13 protein-coding genes and 1 pseudogene are annotated in these 23457 nt (G+C 70.9%); 7 read left to right on the top strand and 7 right to left on the bottom strand.

The annotated features are described in order from the left end of the window. Positions 1-45: 45 nt before the first annotated feature. Positions 46-1281 carry a pyridoxal phosphate-dependent aminotransferase gene (locus OP04_RS32320; RefSeq protein ID WP_232323820.1) on the top strand — a complete coding sequence of 412 codons (1236 nt, stop codon included), beginning with the start codon at positions 46-48 and terminating at the stop codon, positions 1279-1281. An 82-nt stretch (positions 1282-1363) separates the two neighbouring features. Here the strand turns inward: OP04_RS32320 and OP04_RS32315 are convergent, their stop codons facing one another. Together OP04_RS32315 and OP04_RS32310 are read right to left on the bottom strand one after the other, a co-directional pair. Next, complete coding sequence (locus OP04_RS32315) at positions 1364-3463, bottom strand: glycosyltransferase family 39 protein (protein ID WP_085066930.1); 2100 nt, start codon at positions 3461-3463, stop codon at positions 1364-1366. 53 nt (positions 3464-3516) lie between these two features. Further along, positions 3517-4335: pseudogene (locus OP04_RS32310) on the bottom strand (dolichyl-phosphate beta-glucosyltransferase); the annotation flags it as partial. A 119-nt stretch (positions 4336-4454) separates the two neighbouring features. Between OP04_RS32310 and OP04_RS32305 the strand changes: the two are divergent. The 4 genes from OP04_RS32305 (at position 4455) to OP04_RS32290 (ending at position 9718) form a co-directional block, all read left to right on the top strand. Then, positions 4455-6170 (top strand): hypothetical protein, encoded by a 1716-nt coding sequence (locus tag OP04_RS32305; RefSeq protein ID WP_157240675.1) that lies wholly within the window; start codon positions 4455-4457, stop codon positions 6168-6170. A gap of 236 nt (positions 6171-6406) precedes the next feature. Next, on the top strand, positions 6407-6883 hold the full coding sequence (locus tag OP04_RS32300) for a hypothetical protein (RefSeq protein WP_033343684.1): 477 nt from the start codon (positions 6407-6409) through the stop codon (positions 6881-6883). Positions 6884-7025: 142 nt separating this feature from the next. After that, positions 7026-7982 (top strand): hypothetical protein, encoded by a 957-nt coding sequence (locus OP04_RS32295; RefSeq protein WP_033343683.1) that lies wholly within the window; start codon positions 7026-7028, stop codon positions 7980-7982. Then, a complete protein-coding gene (locus OP04_RS32290) occupies positions 7979-9718 on the top strand; it encodes a M16 family metallopeptidase (RefSeq protein WP_051799433.1) in 1740 nt (579 codons plus the stop codon). Before OP04_RS32295 ends, OP04_RS32290 begins: the two co-directional genes overlap by 4 nt. Positions 9719-9725: 7 nt before the next feature. Here OP04_RS32290 and OP04_RS32285 read toward each other — a convergent pair whose 3' ends face one another. From OP04_RS32285 to OP04_RS32265, 5 genes are all read right to left on the bottom strand, one after another. Continuing rightward, positions 9726-10364, bottom strand: a complete 639-nt coding sequence (locus OP04_RS32285) for a pyridoxamine 5'-phosphate oxidase family protein (protein ID WP_033343682.1) — start codon at positions 10362-10364, stop codon at positions 9726-9728. Positions 10365-10495: 131 nt separating this feature from the next. Further along, the gene (locus OP04_RS32280; protein WP_085066928.1) at positions 10496-11818 is read right to left on the bottom strand and encodes a UDP-glucose dehydrogenase family protein; all 1323 of its coding nucleotides are present in this window, start codon (positions 11816-11818) and stop codon (positions 10496-10498) included. 20 nt (positions 11819-11838) lie between these two features. Next, on the bottom strand, positions 11839-12942 hold the full coding sequence (locus OP04_RS32275) for a right-handed parallel beta-helix repeat-containing protein (RefSeq protein WP_232323819.1): 1104 nt from the start codon (positions 12940-12942) through the stop codon (positions 11839-11841). After that, positions 12939-14795 carry a right-handed parallel beta-helix repeat-containing protein gene (locus tag OP04_RS32270; protein WP_051799432.1) on the bottom strand — a complete coding sequence of 619 codons (1857 nt, stop codon included), beginning with the start codon at positions 14793-14795 and terminating at the stop codon, positions 12939-12941. The genes OP04_RS32275 and OP04_RS32270 overlap by 4 nt, the downstream gene beginning before the upstream one ends. Beyond that, positions 14792-16078: a glycosyltransferase gene (locus OP04_RS32265; RefSeq protein ID WP_033343680.1), complete on the bottom strand. Its 1287-nt coding sequence runs from the start codon at positions 16076-16078 to the stop codon at positions 14792-14794. Before OP04_RS32265 ends, OP04_RS32270 begins: the two co-directional genes overlap by 4 nt. Positions 16079-16813: 735 nt before the next feature. Between OP04_RS32265 and OP04_RS55940 the strand changes: the two genes are divergently transcribed. Both OP04_RS55940 and OP04_RS52230 read left to right on the top strand, forming a co-directional pair. Further along, entirely contained in the window at positions 16814-20605 is a 3792-nt protein-coding gene (locus tag OP04_RS55940; protein WP_232323818.1) for an RHS repeat domain-containing protein, read from the top strand. A gap of 257 nt (positions 20606-20862) precedes the next feature. Continuing rightward, on the top strand, positions 20863-22899 hold the full coding sequence (locus OP04_RS52230) for an RHS repeat-associated core domain-containing protein (RefSeq protein ID WP_408606805.1): 2037 nt from the start codon (positions 20863-20865) through the stop codon (positions 22897-22899). The last annotated feature ends 558 nt before the right edge of the window (positions 22900-23457 follow it).

The raw sequence follows: 23457 nt of genomic DNA, 5'->3' as shown, positions 1-23457 counted from the left end.
AGACACGCGGGGTTAGGGCCTGGCGAACGACAGCTGGAGGGTGCATTGCGACACGGCAGCAGCATCGACCTGAGTCTTCTGCGGCAGGGTGCGCACAGCGCGTCCATCGCGACGCTGCAGCGGAACATGGGCGAGGGAGCGCGGATCGTCGACTTCTGCATCCCCTGCAACCCGTACTTCCCGACACCGGAGATGTTCGCGGAGCTCTCCGCCAATCTGGAGAGCATTCTCAAGTACTACCCGAGCAGCGCGGAGACGATCACCAAGCAGCTGTGCACCGCGCTCGGGCTGCACCCGCAGACCGTGGCGATGGCGAACGGCTCCACCGAGCTGATCACCTGGATCGACCACCTCCTGATCAAGGAGAGCGTCGCGATCCCGATCCCGACGTTCGGCCGGTGGACGGACCAGCCGCTGGAGACCGGCAAGCGGGTCGACATGTACCCGCTGCAGGAGGCGGACAACTACCAGCTCGACCTGGACGACTACGCGCGCTTCATCCGGCAGCGCGGCTCCCGGGTCGCGGTCATCTGCAACCCGAACAACCCGGACGGCGGCTACATCCCGCGCCGCGAGATCCTGCGGTTCGTCGACATGCTGCACGACCTGGACCTGGTGGTGATCGACGAGTCGTTCATCGACTTCGTGGACCAGGAGCGGCAGCCGTCCGTGGCGGCCGAGGCCGGCATCCGGTCGAACATGCTGGTGCTGAAGAGCCTGGGCAAGAACTTCGGGCTGCACGGCATCCGGTTCGGCTACATGGTGGCGAACCCGGCGCTGGCCACGAAGATCGGCGGCGCGCTGCCCAAGTGGAACCTGAACTCGCTGGCCGAGACCGTGGTCCACATGATCAAGGACCACGAGTCCGAGTACCGGGAGAGCCTGCGCCGCCTGTCCCGTGACCGGATGCGGATGGCGGACGAGCTGACCCGCGTCCCCGGCCTCACGGTCTGGCCGTCCCAGGGCAACTTCCTGCTGGTCAAGCTCGGTCCCGGCTGGGACGGCGTGGAGCTGCGCGACTTCCTGATCTCGCGCTACGGCATCTACGTCCGCGAGTGCGGCAACAAGCTCGGCATGACCAGCCAGTACCTGCGCTTCGTGGTCCGCCCGCCGGAGGACGTGCTCCGGCTGGTGGACGGCATGCACGCGTACGGGCGCTACCTGCACAGCGAGGGCATGATGCACATGGAGGCCGACAACGAGAGCGCCGACCTCATCGTGCATCCGGCCAACCGGTCGGCACTGACCAACGGCACCGGCGTCCACGCCATCATCAGATAGTGACCCACGAAGGCCGTGGCCACCGGATCGGGCCGGTGACCACGGCTTTCGTGCTTTCCCAAACCTTTCCGGGGGTACGAGGTCAGCCGTGCAAGGCGTAGACCGTGCTCGTGCCGACGGTCGTCGCGGTGAACGTGGCCTCGACCCAGGCGGAGATCTGGGCGGCGGCGCTCTCGGTGCCGTCGCCGCCGGGACCGCCCGCGCCGCCGCCACCCATGCCGCCGCCGGAGATGTAGTAGCTGACCCGGCCCTCGGCCACGTACTGCTGGAACTCGGCGAGCGTCGGGGCGTCGTCGCTGCTCGACCAGCCACCGATCGCGATCACGGCGGTGCCGGTGGCGAGCTCGATCTCGGCCGCGGACTGGGAGCCGTTGACCGCGGCGGACCAGGTGGTCGTGGTGCCGGTGAGCAGTGCGGTGAGTTCGGCGCTGGTCTGGCCGCCCATGCCCATGCCGCCGCCCCGCGTCTGACCGCCGTCGCCGCCCCCTGTCTGCCCGCCCTGGGCCTGACCGTCTCCCTGCGCCTGACCGCCGTCGCCACCCTGCGTCTGGCCGTTGCCCTGGGTCTGGCCGCCGTCCTGGGTGCCGTCGGTGCCCGGTGCCTGCGCCGCGGCGTCGGGCGCGTCGGGCGTACCGTTGGCGGAATTTGAATTTGATCTTCCGCCCGTGCCCGTGCCGCCCATGCCGCCGGCGCCGGACGGGCCGGAGGCCGGGATGGAACCGGTGTGCGGCTGGCCCGCGGTGGCCACGGCCCACGCGGCGGTGCCGCCGGCACCGGTGAGGATGCCGGCCAGCGCCAGCACCACCGCGGCGCGCGTGAGGCGGGCGGCGCCGGCGAGCAGTCCGATCGCGGCGATCAGGCCGGTGGCCGGCACGACCCAGCGTAGCCAGGGCAGCCAGCTCGCGTCCGAGGACAGCAGCACGAAGCTCCACACGCCGGTCGCGAACGCCATCAGCGCCAGCGCGGCACGTGCGCCGATCGCGTCGCGGCCGCGCCACAGCTGGACCGTGCCGATGCCGGTCAGCGCCGCGATCGCCGGGGCCAGCGCGACCGTGTAGTACGGGTGCATGGTGCCGCTCATGAAGCTGAACACCAGGCCGGTGACGAGCAGCCAGGTGCCCCAGACGATCAGCTGCGCGCGGGTGCCGTCGGTGCGCGGCGCGCGGCGGGTGAACCAGAGGCCGGCGACCAGCGCGATCAGCGCGGCCGGGAGCAACCAGGAGATCTCCGTGCCCATGCTGTCACCGAAGAGCCGGGTGATGCCGGGCGAGCCGCCGAAGCCGGTGTTGCCGCCGCCCATGCCGCCGCCACCGCCACCCCCGTTGCCGCTGCCGCCGAGGATGCGGCCCAGGCCGTTGTAGCCGAGCGCGAGCTCCAGCAGGCTGTCGCCCTCCGAGCCGCCGATGAACGGGCGGGAGTCCTTGGGCCAGATCTCCACCAGCGCGATGAACCAGCCGGCCGAGACGGTCACGCTGAGCGCGGCGACGAGCAGGTGCCGGATCCGCTTCCACATCGTGGCCGGCGCGGCGATCAGGTAGACCAGCGCGAAGCCGGGCAGCACCAGGAATCCCTGCAGCATCTTGGTCAGGAACGCGAAGCCGATCGCGACGCCGCAGAGCGCCAGCCAGCGCAGGCTCGCGGTCTCGGTGGCGCGGACCACGGCGTAGGCGGCCGCGACCATCAGCAGCACCAGCAGCGCGTCCGGGTTGTCGAAGCGGAACATCAGCACCGCGACCGGCGTCAGCGCCAGCGTCGCGCCCGCGATCAGGCCGGCGACCGCGCCGAAGCGGCGGCGCACGGTCGCGTGCAGCAGGGCGACGCTCGCCACGCCCATCAGCGCCTGCGGGACCAGCAGGCTCCAGCTGTTGAAGCCGAAGATCCGCGCGGACAGGCCCATCACCCACAGCGAGGCGGGCGGCTTGTCCACGGTGATCGCGTTGCCGGCGTCGAGCGAGCCGAACAGCAGCGCCTTCCAGCTCTGCGAGCCGGCCTGGACCGCGGCGGCGTAGAAGCTGTTCGCGTAGCCGGACGCGCTCAGGTCCCACAGGTAGAGCAGCGCGGTGCCGGCCAGCAGCGCGGCCAGCGCCAGGTGCTCGTTCCTCGGCCTGCGCCGTGGCCGTTCCGGCTCGACGGCCACGGGCCGTCCGGCGTGTTTCGGCGGTCTCGGGGGTGCCAGCGTCATCGTTGTCGTCTCCGCGTCGTGGGGTGTGGGGTGAGTGAGAGGCGTCAGGCGACGCGGCCGTAGCGGCTGCGCAGCGCCGCGATCGGCAGCGTTCCGGCGGCGAACGCGCGCCACATCCGGACGATGCCGCGCAGGTCGTCGGCGGCGGTCCGGACGATGTCGACGCGGCTGTCCGGGTCGTCGACCCAGTCGACCGGCACCTCGTGGATGCGCAGGCCGGCGCGCTCCGCAAGGACCAGCATCTCGGTGTCGAAGAACCACCCGGTGTCCTGCACCATCGGCAGCAACTGGGTGGCGACGTCGCGGCGGATCGCCTTGAAACCGCACTGGGCGTCCGTGAAGCGCACGCGCAGGCCCAGGCGGAGGATCAGGTTGTAGCAGCGCGAGATGAACTCCCGCTTCGGCCCGCGGACCACGCGCGCGCCCCGGGCCAGCCGCGACCCGATCGCCACGTCGCTGTGCCCGGAGATCAGCGGCGCCACCAGCGGCAGCAGCCCGGCGAGGTCGGTGGAGAGGTCCACGTCCAGGTAGGCCAGGATCGGCGCGTCCGAGGCGGACCAGACCGCGTGCAGCGCCCGGCCGCGCCCCTTCTGCTCCAGGCGCACGTGCCGCACGCCGGGGATCTGCCGGGCCAGCCGGGCCGCGATCGCCGGCGTCGCATCGACGCTGGCGTTGTCCGCGACGGTGATCCGGAACGGGTACGGGAACGCGCCGGCCAGGTGCGCGTGCACCCGGCGGACGGACCGCTCCAGGTCGCCCTCCTCGTTGTAGACCGGGATGACCACATCGAGGACCGGCGCACGAGCGCCTGCCGGCTCGGCGATGGACTCCTCGGTGCGGGGCGCGTGCGCGGTGGCGAAGGTGGTGGTCATGCCGGAAACGATCGACGGCGGGCCTTTCGGAGGGCTCGGCGTTTCCTGTGCACCCGCTGTGGGCTGCGGTGATCCACGTCACGCGCGGATCGGCGCCGCGGAGATCTATGATGCGCGCCATGCCCGCGCGCCTGATGGAGATCGACGGAGTGCCGCTGCTGCGCGCGACCGGACCCGGACCGGCCCGCGCCGGGCTGGCCTTCCGGGCCGGGCGGGCGGACGAGACGCCGGCCACCGCGGGCGTCACGCACCTGATCGAGCACCTGGTGCTGCGCCGGCTGCGGGCCGCGCCCGGCAGCTGCGGCGGCGGTGCGCCGGTGCTCACCACGTTCGCCACGCAGGGCACGGCGACCGAGGTCTCGGCGTTCCTCACGGGCGTCTGCGCCGCGCTGGCCGACCTGCCGTCCACCCTGGACGACGCGCGGGCCGAACTGCGGGCCGAGGCGGCCGCGCGCACGCCCACGGTCTTCGACTCGCTGGCCGTGGTCCGGCACGGCGTGCACCATCACGGGCTGGCCGGGATGCCGGAGTGGGGCCTGCACACGCTCACCGCCGACGACGTACGCGCCTGGGCCGCCGAGTACTTCACCGGTCAGAACGCGGTCCTGTGGGTGACCGGGCCGGAACTGCCGTCCGGGCTGCGGCTGGCGCTGCCGCCCGGCGTCCGGAAACCGGTGCCGGACGCGACGACCGAGACCGGGCCGTTCGGCGAGTTCCGACCGCCCGCGCACGACACGATCGTCCGCGACGAGGTGCAGCCGGCCGGCATCGTCACCGCGGTCTACGCCGGCGTGCTGGAACGGGCCGTCTTCCACGCCACCGGCCGGGTGGCCGGTGACGGCGCGCACCGGGTCGAGGCGCGCTACCGGCCGCGCGGCGACGGGCTCGCGGCCGTGACCGTGCTGGCCGAGGTGTTCGCCGGCAACCCCGGCCCGGTGGCCGGCGAGTTCCTGGACGCGCTGGCCGAGCTGCGCGCGCACCCGATCCGCGAGGAGCACGTGGCGGCCGTGGTGGCCGAGACCGACCGTACGCTGCTCCGCTCCGGTGCCCGGCTTCCCGAGCAGGCGTTCGCGCTGCTCACCGGCCACCCCGAACCGCCGCTCGCGGAGCTGCGGGCCCGGCTGCGCGCGGTCACGGCCGATGAGGTCGGCACGCTCGCGGCCTCGTCCCAGGCCGCGGAGTTGCTGCTCACCTCGTGGAACGGGCTGATCGGGCCGTCCCCGGCCGGCGCCGCGCCGGTCGCGGGCCGCCGTTTCCGGTCGCTGGAGAACCGCCGGGCCGCGCTGACCATGGACAAGACCGCGATCACCCGGACCTGGCCCCGCAGCCGCCCGGTGACCGTGCCGTTCGCGTCCGCCGCCGTGCTGCTCAAGTGGCCGGACGGCGGGCGGCGGCTGATCGGCCCGGACGCACGGCACGTGGACGTCGAGCCGACGCTGCACGAGACCGCGCCGGACGTGGTCCCGGCCATCGACGCGGCCGTGCCCGCCGACCGGCACGTGCCACTGCCCGCGCGCGAGGCGGACGCGATCCCGATCCCCCGGCCGCGCGGCGAGCAGGCGGTCCGCTACGGCGGTGCGGGCGCGCTGCTGATGGGCCTGATCGCCTGGGTGCTGGCCTGGGGCAGCATGACGCTGGCCATCACGCCCGGCGCGACCTCGTGGCCGGTCACGCTGTTCGGCATGTCCTGGCTGTCCGGGTTCTGGGGCGCGGTGCGGCTGCGCTCGGTGCGGAACACGGTCGTCGCCCACCGCCGGATGACCCGCGCGCACTCTGCTTCCGGTCGTCGCTCCGCTCCTCCGGGCTCGCCGCCACTCCCGGCGAAGGCCCCGTAACGGCAGGCGAAGAGCGTGTCTGCCGCTGCGCGACCTTCTCTGGTCGACCGCGTCTCACGACGTGGTCCGGCAGGCCACGGGTCAGGGGAGACTTCCACGGTCCTGGGTGGCTGAGTTGAGCGCGGCGGGGTCCTAGCGAGTCCTGAGGCGGTGCACAGGCTGTGGACAGGTGCGGCTTACAGGCTGGTGCTCCAGGCACGCCACGCGACCGCGGGGCAGCACGGAGGGACGCAGCGATGACGACGGAGCAGATGACCCCCGACCGGCCCCGGACCGGCGTGGTCGAGGGCACGCTGATGCAGCCGGCCACGGTCGCCACCACCACGTCGAACGCGGCGCCGTTCGCGCCCGCCGCGGTCGATCCCGGCGTGAGCGACACGTCCGCGGGCTGGGGCGCGCCGGCGAAGGACGGCGGCCGGTGGACGCTCAAGACCGTGCTGATCGCGCTGACCGTGACCGCGCTGGTGGCGGGCGGCGGCGGGTTCCTGGCCGGGCAGGCGTTCGGCGGCGGTACGAGCGGCACCGGGACGACGCAGCAGGGGCCGGGCGGCGGCGGTTTCCCGGGCGGCGGGCAGGGCGGCTTCCCCGGCGGAGGGCAGAACGGCGGTGGTCAGTTCCCCGGCGGCCAGAACGGCGGCACCGGCGACTCCACTCAGGACGGTGCCCCGCAGCAGAACGGGACCGCACAGTCCGGCCAGGAGGCGACGGCCTGACCCCGTACCCCCGCTGGATCTTCGGGTCTTCCGCCGTGGAGGGGACTTTGTCAAAGCCCCTCCACATCCACCTCATCGGACGCTGAACCCTGCCTGAAAACAAGGCTGCGCAACAACTTGAAGATCATCTAGTATCCGCGGCATGCTTCCGGTGCCCGATTTCGACGCCGCCACCGCGTACCCCGAAGTCGGCGTGCTCCGCGCGGCGCTGGCCGCCGGTGACTGGCCCGCCGTCCGCCGCCTCTGGGACTCGCTCGACTGGGCCGGTCGCGGGGAGCTGGCCCACGCGGCCGGCGACGTCGAGCGCCCCGGCGAGACCGAGCACCTCGTCACCGTGCTCCGGGCCGCGCTGCAGGCCGACGCCGCCGATCCGGCCGCCGGCGCGCTGCTCGGCCGGCACCTGATCGCGGCCGCGTGGCGGATCCGCAGCGGGGCGCGCGCCCAGTACGTCTCCGGCGACCGGTTCGCGCGCTTCCACGCGGAGCTGCGTCGCGCCGAGGAGGTGCTGATCGAGGCGACCGCGCGCAACCCGGGAAACGTGACCGCCTGGCAGGCGCGCGTGACGATCGCCCGCGGCCTGCAGGTGGGCCTCGCGGAGGCCCGCCGCCGGTACGACAAGGCGGCCAGGATCGACCCGCACCACCTGGACACGGAGCTGTCGTACCAGCAGATGGTCTGTCCTAAGTGGGACGGCTCGTGGGAGCTGCTGCACGCGTTCTCCCGCGAGCGGATGCTGGCCGCCCCGGAGGGCGCGCTCAACGCGGTGCTGGTGCCGGTCGCGCACCTGGAGCACTGGCTGGAGCTGAGCGAGGAGGAGGACACCGCCTACCTCAGGTCGAAGGCGGTCCGGGACGAGATCTACGAGGCCGCGCACCGGTCGGTGTGGCATCCGGCGTTCCGGCGCACGATCGGCTGGGTCTACGTGACGAACGTCTTCGCCGGCATCTTCTCGCTGCTGGAGGACCAGCGTGCGGCGGCCGGCCAGTTCGCCGCGCTCGGGCCGCTGGCCAGCAGGTTCCCCTGGTCGTACATCGGCCGGGACGAGGGCGAGACGTTCATGTGGCGGCGGAGCATGGCGATCAACGGGGCGGCGAAGTGACGATCAAGCGGACCGACATCGACGGCGTGCCGACCGTGATCGCGCCGAAGGACGGCCCGGTCGCGGCCGGGCTGGTGTTCCGCGTCGGGCGGGCGGACGAGCCGCTGGCGCGGGCCGGCATCACCCACCTGATCGAGCACTTGGCGCTGCACGGTCTCGGCCTGACCGACTACCACTACAACGGCGCCACGTCGCCGCTCACCACCACGTTCCACCTGGAGGGCACCGAGGGCGACGTGGTGACGTTCCTGAACGGTGTCTGTGCCGCGCTCGCGGACCTGCCGACGGACCGGATGGCGGTGGAGAAGGAGATCCTGCGCACCGAGGCGGCCGGGCGTGCCGGGCTGGCCGAGCCGCTGGCGATCTGGCGGTACGGCGCCCGCGGCTTCGGCACGATCGGCTACCCGGAGTACGGCCTGTCCGCGTTCACGCCGGACGACCTGCGCGCCTGGGTCGCCCGGTACTTCACGCGTGAGAACGCGATGCTGTGGATCGCCGGCGAGGGCGTCCCGGCCGGGCTGCGGCTGGCGCTGCCGGACGGCGGCTCCCGGATGCCCGTGCCCGCGGTCACGTCCGCGCTGCCGGTGACGCCAGCGTTCTTCTGCGGGCCGAGCGATCGCGCGGTCGCCTACGAGGCGATCGTGCCGCGCAGCACGGCCGCCGGTGTCTACGCCGGCGTGCTGGAGCGGATGCTGTTCCGGGCGCTGCGGCAGGAGGGCGGCTACTCGTACCAGGTCGGGGCCGAGTACGCGCCCCGGGACGGCAGCCACGCCACCGTGGTCGCGGTCGCGGACGCGCTGCCGGAGAAGCACGACCCGATGCTCGGCGAGTTCGTCGACGTGCTGGCCGCGGTCCGCTACGGCGTCATCGATCCCGCGGACGTCGCCGCGGTGGTGACGAAGACCGAGGCGGGCATGTCCGGCGCGGACCGGGACGCGCGGCGGCTGCACTCCGTCGTGCACAACGACCTGCTCGGCTACCGCAACCTGGAGGCGGAGGAGCTGCGGGCGGAGCTGCGCGCGGTCACGCCCGCGGACGTGGCCCGGATCGCCGGCGAGGCGCACGCCACGGCGCTGCTCATGGTCCCGGACGGCCGGGGCGCGGACTGGGCCGGTTTCACGGCCGCGCCGACGGAGTCCGAGGAGGCGGTCACCGGCCGCCGGCACCCGCTGCTGGCCGACCGGAGCCAGGCGCTGATCCTGGGCCCGGACGGCGTCTCGCTGCAGGGCTCCCGGAGCCTGGTCACCGTGCGGTACGCCGAGACCGCGCTGATGCTGGCCTGGCCGGACGGCGCCCGCCGCCTGATCGGCCACGACGCCGTGATCGCCCACGTGGAGCCGGGTCTGTTCGCGGTGGACGCGGCCGCGCTGACCCTGATCGACGCGGCCGTGCCCGCGGAGCTCCGGGTCGACCTGCCGGCCCGCGAGCCGGGCGAGATCCCGCGGCCGCCGTCCCGGCTCCGGCGGGCGCGCCGCCGGGCGGGCCGGGCACTCGCGGTGGCCGCGAACCGGTCCGCGAACGCGATCGACGGGATCTCGCCGACGATTCGCTGGCTGGCCCGCGCCGGCCTGATCTACGTCGGGATCCGGCTGGTGATGCTGCTCTTCTCGCCGATCCCGAAGAGCATCACGGTGCCGGCCGTGGTCGTCTGGCTGCTGGTGCTGCTCCTGCTGTCCCGCACCGGGCCGCGGGCGCTCCGGTGGGCCCGCGACCGGTTCTCACGTCTGGCGAGGTGACGCCGCCTCAGCGCGCGCGGTAGAGCCCGTCGAGGTAGCTGGGGCCGTAGTAGGCCTCCAGCTCCTCCAGCGACTCCGTCGCCTGCGGCTGGACGTCCTTGGTCAGCCGGGCGGTGCTCGGCAGCACGTCCGGGTCCCAGGTCTCCTGCTTCCACAGCGCGGAGCGGAGGAACGCCTTGGAGCAGTGGAAGAAGATCTGCTCGATCTCCACCTCCAGCGCCAGGATCGGCCGGTGTCCCTTGACGACCATCCGGTCGAAGTAGGGCGCGTCGCTGACCAGCCGGGCCCGCCCGTTGATCCGCAGCGTCTCGGTGCGGCCCGGGATGAGGAACAGCAGGCCGACGTGCGGGTTGCTCAGCACGTTCAGGTACCCGTCGGCGCGGCGGTTGCCCGGCCGCTCCGGGATCGCGATCGTGGCGTCGTCCAGCACCAGCGTGAAGCCGGCCGGGTCGCCCTTGGGCGAGGCGTCGCAGGTGCCGTCCGCCGCCGCGGTGGAGATCACGCAGAACGGGGAGGCGGCCAGCCACTCCCGGTCCCGTTCGTGCAGCGTGACGCGTTCCTTGGTGACCGCGCGCGGCATCGGTGCGCCGAGCAGCGCGCGCAGCTCCTCCGGTGTGCCGATGACGGCCGTCTGGGCGATGTCCATCGATGCTCCTCTCCCCGTGTCCCGTGGAACCCGAGTCTAGGAGAGCCGGACGGCCCGTTCGAGCATGTTTCTCGTCGGGGCCGCCCGGCCGAAGATCAAGATCCAGATCAAGATCCCGCCACGGTACGACGTCAGGGGCGGCCGAGCGCCCGGTACTCCCAGCCCGCCGCGCGCCACTCGGCCGGCTCCAGCGCGTGCCGGCCGTCCACGATCGCGGCCGTGCCGACCACCGCGGCCATGGCGGCCGGGTCGATCTCGCGGAACTCGGTCCACTCGGTGAGCAGCACGACCACGTCCGCGCCGGCGGCGGCGTCCAGCGCGTTCTCGCCGTAGGTCAGCTCCGGGTGGACGCGCTTGGCGTTCTCCATCGCGGCCGGGTCGAAGACCGTGACCTCGGCGCCGAGCCGGTGCAGCGTGCTCGCCACGTCCAGCGCGGGCGCGTCGCGGATGTCGTCGGAGTTCGGCTTGAACGCCGCGCCCAGCGCCGCGATCTTCTTGCCCCTCACGTCGCCGCCGGCCAGCTCCGTGACCAGGTCCACGGTCCGGGCGCGACGCCGCTGGTTGATGCCGTCGATCTCGCGCAGGAAGCCGACGGCCTGGCCGACGCCGAGTTCCTCCGCGCGGGCCATGAACGCGCGGATGTCCTTGGGCAGGCAGCCGCCGCCGAAGCCGAGGCCGGGCCGCAGGAACCGGCCGCCGATCCGGGTGTCGAACGCCAGCGCCTCGGCCAGGTCGCTCACGTCCGCGCCGGTCGCCTCGCAGACCTCGGCCATCGCGTTGATGTAGGAGATCTTGGTGGCCAGGAACGAGTTCGCCGCCACCTTGACCAGCTCGGCCGTGGCGAGGTCGGTGACCTTGACCGGCACGTCCTGGGCCAGCACGGGCTCGAACGCGGCGCGCAGCCGCTCCTCGGCCCAGGCGGACGCGACGCCGAAGACCAGGCGGTCCGGACGCATGGTGTCCTCGACCGCGAAGCCCTCGCGCAGGAACTCCGGGTTCCACGCCAGCTCGATCTCGTCGCCGGCCGGGGCCAGCTCCTTGACCATGGCGGTCAGCCGCGCCGCGGTGCCGACCGGGACCGTGGACTTGCCGACGACCAGTGCCTTGCGGGTCAGGTGTTTCGCCAGCGCGGCGACGGACGCGTCGACGTAGGTCATGTCCGCCGCGTGCGAGCCCTGCTTCTGCGGGGTGCCCACGCAGATGAAGTGCACGTCGCCGAACGCGGCCGCCTCCTCGAACGAGGTGGTGAAGCGCAGCCGGCCGGACTCGAGCGCCTTGGCCAGCAGCTCCGGCAGGCCGGGCTCGAAGAACGGCACCTCGCCGGAGGCCAGCCGGTCGATCTTGGCCTGGTCCACGTCCACGCCGAGTACCTCGAAGCCGAGGACGGCCATGCAGATCGCGTGCGTCGCGCCGAGGTAGCCGGTGCCGATGACGGTGAGGCGGGGGGTGTTCACAGCAGTCTCCCGAGGGGTCTTCACGAGCAGGGGGTGTTGGATGTGCCCTGAGCAGCGCCGGTGACCTCGTTGTCGCAGGCGACCCGGTTGTCTTCGACCGGGGTGAGGTGGAAGCCGTAACCGGGCCCGTTGACGTGCGCGACGTTACGGGTGAAGACGTTTCCCTTACCCCAGCCGTCCACGACCACATGCGTCTGGAAGCCGTCGAGCCCGGAATTCGTCCCCGTGTTACCGGAAATGGTGTAGCCGTTGCCTTTCACGTCGACCCAGGAGTCGGCGTTGCCGCCGGAGAGCGCGCCGCCGTCGAAGGTGTTCCCGGCGATGATGCCGCCGGTCGTCCCCTCCTTGACGTCGATGTTCTCCGCGGTGACCGCGGTGATCGTGTTGTCCCGGACCACGTTGCGGTCGCTGGTGTCCGGCGCGCAGGCGGTGATCTCGCACCAGTTCGACTCCGCGGTGCCGATGTAGACGCCCTCGCCGAACTGCGGCTTGCGCTGTCCCGTACCGCGGATGGTGTTGCCCTCGACCACGTTGTCCGAGCTGAACTTCCGCAGGTGCACGGCCTCGTCGCCGATCTGCTCGACCGTCAGGCCGGCGATCGTGGTGCCGCTGACGCCGTCCGCCATCACGCCCTTCTGCGCGTTGCGGACCGTGAAGCCCTGCACCCGCCAGTGGCTGGCACCGTTCAGGTGCAGGCCGTAGCCCTTCTTGACGCCGCCGCCGTCCAGGACCGCGCCGGCGCCGCCGCAGAGCGTGATCGGCGCGTCCGCGGTGCCGGGCGTCGTGGCGACGAACCGGCCCTCGTAGACGCCGTCCCGCAGCGAGATCACCGTGCCCGGCGTCGCCGCGGCCAGCGCCGCGGTGAGCCCGGCCGCGTCGGTGACGGTGGGGGCCGGGCAGTTCGCGGCCGCCGGCGCGGTCCCGGTGCCGCTGCCGGCGCCGGTGCCGACCGGGCCGGTCGCGAGCGGGTCCGCGGTGCTGATCGGCTCCGGCACGGCGGTGGTCCCGGACGGGGCCGCGACCGGTGTGCCGTCCGCGCCGCCGTGCAGCGCCGCGACCAGCGCGATCAGCGAGATCCCGACCGCGGCACCGCCGAGCCAGACGCCGGGGGTCTTCGGTGTCACCAGGACGCTCCCTGCAGGGCCGGCTGCCGCTGCTCGGCCGGGACGACCGTGGCCCGCAGCGTCTTCGTGTTCTCGTACGGGTGGTGGAACCCGGTCCGGCGCCGGCGCACGCCCTGGACCGCGGAGAACGCGATGATCAGGACGATCGCGGCCCACAGCATGGTCATCGGGCTGGCGTAGTGCCGGAACTTGATCCAGAACGAGCTGGTGTCGTACCAGGCGCTGGACTGGTTGTCCTCGGTCGTCAGATCGCCGTCGGCCCGCGAGGTGTCCACCGCGCTCGGCCCGACCCCGGAGATCACGTTGTGCGAGACGATCGAGCCGCCGATCGCGCCGACCAGCGCGATGCCGTGGTTCTTCGCCTCCTCGACCGTGTTGCCGCGGATCTCCGCGGACGAGTCGCGCACGTACAGGCCGTTCTCGACGTCCGTGATGATGTTGCCGGTCACGGTCGCGGCCGTCACCTGGTCGCGGACCGCGATGCCGTGCCGCGTCTGGCCGTGCACCCGGTTGCCGGTGATGGTCACCCGGTCCGCGCCCTGGCGGGCCACGATGCCGGCCTCACCGCCGACCACCTCGTTGTTCTGCACGTCGACGTTGAGGCCGCCGATCACCTCGATGCCGTACCGGCCGTTGCGGGTGACCTTGCTGTTCGCGACCGTGTTCGAGCCGTACGCGCCGACGAACTGCCCGGAGGCGGACGCGTCGTCGGCCAGCGGCAGCCCGTTGACCGTGATGCCGTTGCCGCCGTTGTGGTCCGAGGTGGCGTTGCTGATCCGGACCTGCTGCGCCGCGCGGGACAGCACGAACCCGTCGCCGCCGTTGTTCTCCGACACGACCTTCTCGATCACCAGGCTGGACGCGAAGCGGTGCATGACCACGCCGTCCTCCAGGCTGTCGCGGACCGTGGAGTCGGTGAGGTTCACGCCGGTCGCGCTGGAGATGAAGATGCCGAACGCGTTGCCGCTGATCGTGGCGTGGTCGATCGAGCCGGAGACGTAGGAGAGGCCGGGCACGTCGAACCGGGTGTCCGGCGCGACCAGGTCACCGGTCGGCGAGGCGTAGACGTCGCCGGCGCCGGGCGCCACGTTCACGCCCTTCTGCCGGTCCGCCTTGGCCTTGTCCCGGGCCGCGTTGCCGCTGACCTTGGTCTGCTCGACGCCGCCGGTGTTCGGGCGGTCCGTGCCGGTCAGGCTGAGCCCGCCGGTCCGGCCGCTCCAGAAACCCAGATTCTCGATCGACGCGTACGTCATGGAGAACTGCCCGCCGATCGCCCGGAGGTACGCGCGGCCGTCGTCGACCAGCGTGTCCGTCGTGCTGGTCCGCGGATCCCAGCTCATGATCTTCGTCGGCGCCTGCGCGGAGCCGTCGATGATCAGCTCGCCGCCGAACGACACGATGGAGACGAAGCCGTTCGCGCTGCTGGCCAGCTTCAGCGTGAGACCGCCCGGGTTGGACAGTCGCAGCTTCGCGCCCATGCTCAGGTAGATGTTCTCGGTCAGCAGGTAGCTGCCGTCCGACTGGCGCACGAACGTCTGCGGCGCGAGCTTGAGCAGGTCCGCGACGGTGTACGGCTCCTTCTGCTGGGTCAGTACCAGCGTGTAGCCGTCGCCGGTGTTCAGCCGGTACGGCTTGTTCCAGTCGCCGCCCTTCATCCGGGCGACGCCGGTCACCGCGCGCACCGCGTTCAGCCGGGTGTCCTCGCCGACGACGAGCGCGGCCTGGCGTTCGGCGGCTTCGGTCGTACCCGCGGCGGTGGTGGGGCCGGTGTTGTCCTCTGCCGCGGCCGGGGTCTGGAGCGCGGTGGCGCCGATGAGCGCGGCGCCGATCACGGCCGCGATGCGGTGCTTCATACCGTCTCCTCGACGAGCACGGGAGCCGGCGCGGCCGGCGTGGTGAGCGTGGTGGCGCCCTGGCCCTCGCCGCCGATCGACTCGCTGGTCCGGGTCAGCCAGCCCTGCTTGTTCATGGTCACGAAGGCGTAGAGCTTGATCGGCAGCGCGATGAAGATGACCACCAGCGCGGTGACCGGCAGCAGCAGGATCTCCTGCGGGTGGCGGCGCAGGTGGGAGTACCCGCGGATGCCGCGGCCGAGCAGCAGCCAGATCAGCGCCAGCATGATCGAGTGGCCGGTGAGCTCCAGCCGGCTGAAGAGCAGGTAGCCGAGCGCCATGCCCATGGTCACCGGCGTCAGCAGGATCTGCAGCACGGTGATCTTGGTGACCATCGGCACCCGCCACAGCCAGCCCTTCCACAGCGCGGTCAGGTACGTCCGGTACGAGTTCCGGCTCCACCGCACCCGCTGCTTCACGAACGCCCGGAACGAGGACGGGAACATCGACAGCGCGCGGGCCGAGGACTGGTGCACCGTCTTGTAGCCGGACGCCAGCACCAGCCAGGTCAGCCGGCCGTCGTCGCCGGCCACGCAGCGCCGTCCCAGAAAGAACTCGTCCTCCAGGTTCGGCACCACGGGCAGGATCGCGGAGCGCCGGTACGCCGCCGTCCGCCCGGAGAGGCAGGCCACCGCCCCGGCCCGGCCCATCGCCGGCACGTAGTCGTAGTAGCGCAGGTTGACCAGCCAGTCCGCGATCCGGCGCCACACGCTGGTGGTGCGCTGGTAGACGTTCTGCTGGGTGCCGACGCCGCCGACCTCCGGGTCCGCGAACGGCATCTGCACCGCGTCCAGCAGGCCCGGCAGCCACCGGGTGTCGGAGTCGACCAGCACCACGACCTCGCCGTGCGCGGCCCGGATGCCGACCCCGAGCGCGGACCGCTTTCCCTTGTGGGCGAACGGGATCACCCGCACCCGCGGGTCCTCCACCGCGCGCAGCCGGCGGATCACCTCGGTGTCCTGCAGGTCCGGCACGATGATGATCTCGGTCGGGTCCTGGGCCAGCCAGCTGTCCAGGCACTCGAGCAGGATGTCCGGGTCCTCCCGGTAGGCCGGCACCACCACGCTGGTGGTGGTCCGGAAGTCGTTCACCACCGGCACCGCGAACCGCGACAGCACCGCACGGTAGAGCCACAGGCACCACACGAAGATGCCGGCGATCCCCAGCGGCATGAGGTCACGCCACGAGGTCTGGCCCACCGCCTGCACGATCCACGACCAGACGACGTCGAATACTTCCGACACGATTCGGCTCCCTAGTACCCCGCGCCGGGCGCGGTCAAGCGAAGGTGCTCACACGCCGCGCAGCACCCATCGCCACGTCCTCAAGCGCCGCAGGCGCGAGAACGCGGGAATGCTGTTACGCGGAAAGAAGGTCCGGCCGGTGGCAACGCTGCCGCCGACGACTCAGCGGTCTAGCGGAAAGACGCCGATGCGCGTGGAGAGGTCAGCGCGCCGAACCTGTGACGTGCGAGCACCCGGCTCCGGGAGCTGCAGTGACGACAGAACATGAGCGATCTCCTTGGATGACCCCAAGGACGTCGGTTTCGCCTCTGGCTCCCCACCGGACATGGGCGACCAACTCGCCCGGTGGATCAACACCTCGCCCCGGCCCCGGTGGGGCCGATGCCGAGAATCTTGTCATCCAATCGTCAAAGAAGCAAGAAAACCCTAAGCCCGGAAATGGCACTTTACACCCGCAAAGAATGGGACTCCCCACCATTCCCAGCCCCATTTTCGGCGCCGAAACAAAGCTTTAACAGATCTTATGAGACGCCCGCCACCCTGCCCGATATCGGAGGAATAGCCGATTTGCGGCATTACCATAAGTAGGTCCAGCATCACAATGGGTCATTTCTCGCGGCATTTGGTGGCCTAGGCCCGAAATGCGCTAACCAGTTGTATATCGACGTTGCGGAATGTTGATCACCGTCTTTAAGGTGCCTCGGGATTCCCTTGCAGGCCCCTGAAAGGAGCCTTGTGAAACCAACATTCCGCTCGTCTGCGTATTTCCAGCGACGGAGACCCGCGCCCTCCCGGCTCGTCCCGCTGACCGTGGCGGTACTGGCCTCGACCCTCCTCACCGCCACCCCCGTACTGGCAGCCCCGCCGTCGTCGGACCCCGCTATCGGTGACCGCTCGGTCGCGGTCTCGCCGGTGCCGGTCAAGACCTCCCCACCGGCCCAGAGCGACACGGACCTCTGGCGGCCCGGCACGGTCGCGCTGCCGAAGGCCGGCACCGCGGAGATCGCGGTCTCGGGCGACCGGAAGACCGTCGCGGTGGGCGGGCTGCCCGTGACGCTGAGCCCGGCCACCACCGGCGCGGCGGCGGACACGACCGACCGGCGCGCGGCCGCGGCAGCAGGCCGGCAGCCGTCCACGGCCCGGGTGACCGTCGTCGACACCGCGATCGCGAAGCGGGCCGGTGCCGTCACCGCCGTGCGGGTGAGCCGTGCGGACGGGGACTCGGCCACGGGCTCGGTCCGGCTGACCATGTCGTACGACGCGTTCGCGCAGGCCTACGGCGCCTCCTGGGCCGACCGGCTGCGCCTGGTGCAGCTCCCGGACTGCACCGAACAGGCGCTCGCGACCGGCGGCTGCACGATCACCGAACTGAAGGGCGCCGCGCAGGACCGGGCGGCGCGCACGATCTCGGCCGACGTCGAGCTGGCCGGGGCCACCGCCGCATCCGCGCGGGACACGATGGTGGCGCTGGTCGCCGGCGTGTCCTCGCAGACCGGCACGTTCGCCAAGACGTCGCTGGCGCAGTCCTACAACTGGGCGGCCGGCGAGTCCGCGGGCGACTTCAGCTGGTCGTACCCGATCACGGTGCCGCCGGCGCCGGGCGGCTTCAACCCGCAGATCGCGCTCAGCTACAACTCGGGCGCGATCGACGGGCAGACCAACGGCGAGAACACCCAGACGGGCTGGCTCGGCGAGGGCTGGAGCTACTCCCCCGGGTACGTCGAGCGGTCCTACCGGGCGTGCAAGGACGACCTCGCCGGTACCCCGGCGCCGGTGCACACCAACGCCACGTCCGACCTGTGCTGGCGTGACTACAACCTGACGATGGTGCTCAACGGCACGTCGACGGAGCTGGTGCGGGACAGCACCAGCGGTCAGTGGCGCCTGATGAGCGACGACGGGTCGAAGGTCGACTACCTCAGCGACGCCAACAAGGACATCACCGACAACTGGCACAACGAGCGGTGGCGGATCACCACGCCCGACGGCACGAAGTACCACTTCGGCTGGAGCAAGATCGACGGTAAGTCGACGTCGTCGGTCTTCGGCGCGCCGGTCTTCGGCAACCACACCGGCGACCCCTGCATCCAGACCACGTTCGCGGCATCGTGGTGCTCCATGGCGTACCGCTGGAACCTCGACCTGGTCGAGGACCCGAACGGGAACGCGATCACGTACTTCTACTCCAAGGAGGTCAACAACACCGCGCTCGGGAACGTGGCGAACGTGGTCTCCGGCTACGACCGTGGCGGAAGCCTCGCGCGCATCGAGTACGGCGCGCGGGCACCTCAGCCGGCGAACCCGCCGATGCGGGTCCTGTTCGGCACCGACGTGCGCTGCCTCGCCAGTTCCTGCGGGACGGAGGCCGCCCCGGTCACCGCCAACTGGCCGGAGACGCCCTGGGACCTGCAGTGCAACAGCGCCACCTGCGCGAACAACGGCGTGCCGACGTTCTGGTCCGCGCGCCGGCTGTCGACCATCACGACCGAGGTTCTCAGCGGGTCGAGCTACCAGCAGGTCGACAGGTGGACGCTGACCCACCAGTTCCCGTCCACCGATGAGGACACCACGCTCACCAGCCCGTCGCTGTGGCTGGCGAGGATCTCGCGTCAGGGTCTGACCAATGGGACGATCACCTACCCGGAGGTCGCGTTCGGCGGCACCCGGTTCGCCAACCGCACGGACTTCAACACCACCACGGCCGTGCCGAGGACGAACAAGTACCGGATCACCGAACTCCAGGACGAGACCGGCGGATCGATCAAGGTCACGTACGAGGGCTCGGACTGCTCCCCGACCAACCTGCCGGACGACTCCTCGAACAACACCATGCGGTGCTTCCCGCAGTACTACGCGCCACCGGCCAGCGCCGGCGGCTGGTCCTGGTGGAACAAGTACCGGGTCAGCGAGGTCCGCGAGGGCGACCTGGTCGGCGGCTCGCCGGACGTCGTCCACACCTACGGCTACGGGGTCGACAGCACCACCTCCAGCGCGGTGCTCTGGCACCACAACGACGCGTCCTGGAGCTCGTCGCTGCCGTTCCGCAGCTGGTCGGACTTCCGCGGCTGGCCCACCGTGACCGAGACGACCGGCGCCACCGGCGAGACGCAGGAGAAGACGGTCCGCACCTACCTCCGCGGCCTGCACACCGACCGCACCGGCACCGGCGAGTTCACCCGCGTCGTCACCCAGACCGACAGCCTCGGCACGGTCTGGAACGACGAGCCCGCCTACGCCGGGCACCTGCTGGAGGAACGGGTCTATCCCACCGCCTCCGCCACCACGCCGATCAGCAAGACGCGGTTCCAGCCCTGGATCTCGCAGACCGCGCAGCGCAACCAGGCGAACTCCGCGCCCAGCGTGTTCAGGTCGTTCTACCTGGAGACCGGGATCGAGGAGACGTACGACTACGTCGCCGCGACCGGCGCCTGGCGGAAGTCGGAGGTCCGGCACGAGTTCGACACCACGTACGGGCAGAAGACGAAGACCACCGACCTGGGCGACGTGTCGACCGGCGACGACGACACCTGCACCACCTACGCCTACGCGCGCAACACCACCACCTGGCACCTGGACTACGTCTCCGAGGAGATCACCGGCGACTGCGCCGGGAACACGCTGTCCGGCACCCGCACCTCGTACGACGGGCTCGGCCTGCACGCGGCGCCCACCGCGGGCAACCCGACCCGGGTCGAGCAGCTGACCACGGGCCAGACGTGGGAGACGACCTCACAGGCGACCTACGACGCGCTCGGCCGCCCGCTGACCGAGCTCGACGGCCTCAACTTCAAGACGGAGACCACCTACACGCCGTCGGGTGCGAGCCCGACGACCTCGATCAAGGTCAAGAACCCGGCCGAGCACGAGGTCGTCACGAACCTCAACGTCCGCGGCCAGGCGACCACCGTCGTCGACGAGAACACCAAGACCACCACCACGCAGTACGACGCGCTCGGGCGGATCACCAAGGTCTGGCTGCCCGGTCAGGCCACCACCGCCACACCGAACGTGGAGTACGTCTACGGCGGCAACCGGACCACGGCCAACTGGGTGCTGACCCGCGAACTCGGCCCGAACGGCAACCAGATCGGCACCTACGAGATCTACGACGGCCAGTTGCGCCTGCGCCAGACGCAGACGACCGCGCCGGACGGCAACCGCACCGTGTCCGACGTGCGCTACAACTCGGCCGGGCACCGGGCGAGGACGTCCGAGTTCTACAACGCGGCCGTACCGGCGAACACGCTGCTCAGCTACTCCGACGCGGACGTGGGGTCGCAGACCCGGTACGCCTACGACGGGCTGGGCCGGATCAGCCGTGAGTCGCTGTGGTCGCTCAACGCCGAGCAGTCGGCGATCGTGACCACCTACGACGGCGACCGGGTGAGCGTGGACCCGCCGGCCGGCGGCACCCCACCACCACGCTGCTGGACACCGCGGGCAACCCCACCGCGCTGCGCCAGTACACCGGCGACGCGCCGACCGGCACGTCCTACGACACGACGACCTACACGTACGACCGGCTGAACCAGCTCGTCACCGTCACCGACCCGGCCGGAAACGCCTGGACCAGCACCTACGACCTCCGTGGCCGCGCGCTGACCAGGACCACACCGGACTCCGGCACCACGACGCTCACCTACGACAACGCCGACCAGGTCGTCACCCGCACCGACGCACGGAACATCACGCTCACCGATGTCCACGACAGCCTCGGCCGGGTCACCGCCCGCTACCAGGGCGGCACCACCGGGACGCTGCTCACCTCCGCCACCTACGACACCGTGGCGAAGGGACGGCCGTCGACCAGCACCCGGTACAGCAACGGGAACGCCTACACTAGCGCCATCACCAGCTATGACAACGGCTATCGTCCACTGTCGACGACAGTGACGGTTCCGGCTGCCGAGGGCGCGCTGGCGGGCACCTACACCAACCAGTTCACCTACAAGCCGGACGGCTCGCCGAACACGGTCGTCACCGCGGCCGTCGCGGGCGCGTCCGTGGGCGGTCTGCCGCTGGAGACCGTGCAGTACGGCTACGACAACGCCGGCAACACGACCACGCTCGCCTCCGGCGCCGGCAGCTACGTCTCCGGCACCACGTTCACCTTCGACGGGCTCGTCGCCCAGCAGGTGCTCGGCAGTACGGCGAACAAGCGGCTGCGCGTCTCCAACGCGTACGACGCGGCCACCCGGCGGCTGACGAACCGGCAGATCGACACCGAGAACGCCACCACCGCCAACGTCTGGGACGACAGGTTCACCACCGAGTACCGCTACGACCAGACCGGCAACGTCACCGGGATCGGCGGCAAGACCTCCGGCGCCCGCGACCAGGTCGAGTGCTACAGCTACGACTACCTGCGACGGCTGACCCAGGCCTGGACGGAAGCGGACTGGGGCTGCGCCACCCCGCAGCGCGCCGGCACCGACCCGTACCGGCTGTCCTGGTCCTACGACAAGACCGGCAACCGCACCACCCAGACGGTCCACGGCGCCTCGGCGACGACCACCGACACCTACGTCTACCCGGCCGCCGGTGGCCCCAGGCCGCACGCGGTCAGCAGCATCGGCGCGGACACGTTCACCTACGACAACGCCGGAAACACCACCGGTCGTACGGTCGGCGGCGTCTCCCAGACCCTGACCTGGGACGCCGAGGGCCGCCTGGCCACCGCCACCCAGGGCACCGACCAGCACGGGTACGTCTACGACGCGGCCGGCAACCGCCTGCTCCGCCGCACACCCGGCGCGGTGACGCTCTACCTGCCCGACGGCACCGAGCTCACGCTCGCCACCGCCACCGGCCAGGTCGACGGCACCCGCTACTACGCCCACAACGGCGAGACGGTCGGCGTCCGCACCATCACCGGCCTGACCCGCCAGACCGCCGACCACCACGGCACCAGCTCGGTCAGCGCCACCGCGGACAACGTCGTCACCCGCCGCCGCTCCCTGCCGTTCGGCGAGCCCCGCGGCACCGACCCCGCCTGGGCAGGCGACAAGGGTTTCGTCGGCGGCACCAAGGACCCGACCGGCCTGGTCCACCTCGGCGCCCGCGAATACGACGCGAGAACCGGCCGTTTCATCAGCCAGGACCCGGTCATCGACGTCCACGACCCCCAGCAGATGAACGGCTACGCCTACTCCAACAACAGCCCTGCCACCTTCTCCGACCCCGACGGCCTCCGCTCCACCGACGTCGTCACCAAGCGCGTCGTCAAAAAGGCCACTGCCACCATCGCCAAAAAAGCGGCCGCCAAGCCGGTCGCCAAGATCGGCACCAAGAAGACCGGCGGCAAGATCGGCACCAAGAAGACCGCTGCTACCCCCGTCAAGAAAAAGGTCGGCGGCAGCATTGCCAAGAAGTCGACGACCGGGTCCGGAAAGATCAACACATCCGCACCCAAGACCAAACTAGTGTCAAATCCCACACCTCAACCGCCCGGAACTATTTTCAATTGCAACGCCCCCAACTCCTGCAATATCTATCAGTGCAATGTCCCTGGCGCCTGCATCATCAATCAATCACCCGGAGGACAGGACAGCGGAGAAAAGAAGGATCCACAGCGCGAAGCGCTCGACAAAGCCATCAGCAGAGGGCTCGACTACGGCGAAGCAGGCACCTTCATTGGAGCGGGTGTCGCATGCTTCATTACACTCCCAATCGGCTGCACAGGCGCTCCAATAGGAATGGCGGTCGGCTTTCTGGCAGGCTGGCAGGCTGGGACGTGGTCGCAAGCCCTATCCGACGTACAGGACTGGTGGAAGGCACGTCAGAATCAACCTCAGCTCAGGTGGGTAGACCCCACCCCCTAACTTGAAGAATGAATGTCAACACAAGGATCACAGTAACGACTTCCACGCGAGGAGAAATGGACAGTAAAACAAACCTAGACTTGGTAATCAGATGCCTTGCCATCGCGTTCCTGATATGGGCCGCAATGACTACGTTTGCGGCAATCCTTTTTGGAATTCTCGTTACAACCATAACCGTCCCGCTATGGGTTCAATATTCGCTCATGGCGGTCTATATTGGATTTTCGCCCATAGTGTCACTAGGCCTGCCCGTGTTGAGATACACCGATATTCTCAGGAATTTTAAGTAAACGCGCGACGCACATAGTTTCTCGGGCAACGGCCCGGTGGCAGCTTCGCAAGTCATCGGGCCGGAAACGACGTGCAAGCGCTCGAAGTCCGGTGGCACGATTCCGTGTCCCGGGCTTCGAGCGCCCGCCACTTCGACGCCCCTGCTACATGAAGATGGCAAGTAGGAGTTCTGAAACGGCCGAATCCGCGCAGGAACCGCAGGCCCGAGTGGGCGGACCTCCGACGTATCCGCAGTCGCGACTCTCCCGCGGTCCCCATGCACTCCCT

The organism is Catenuloplanes japonicus, assembly GCF_000717135.1.
In the GTDB taxonomy this organism is placed as follows: domain Bacteria; phylum Actinomycetota; class Actinomycetes; order Mycobacteriales; family Micromonosporaceae; genus Catenuloplanes; species Catenuloplanes japonicus.
The sequence above is the reverse complement of the archived record's forward strand: the minus strand, read 5'-3'. Positions and strand labels throughout refer to the sequence as shown.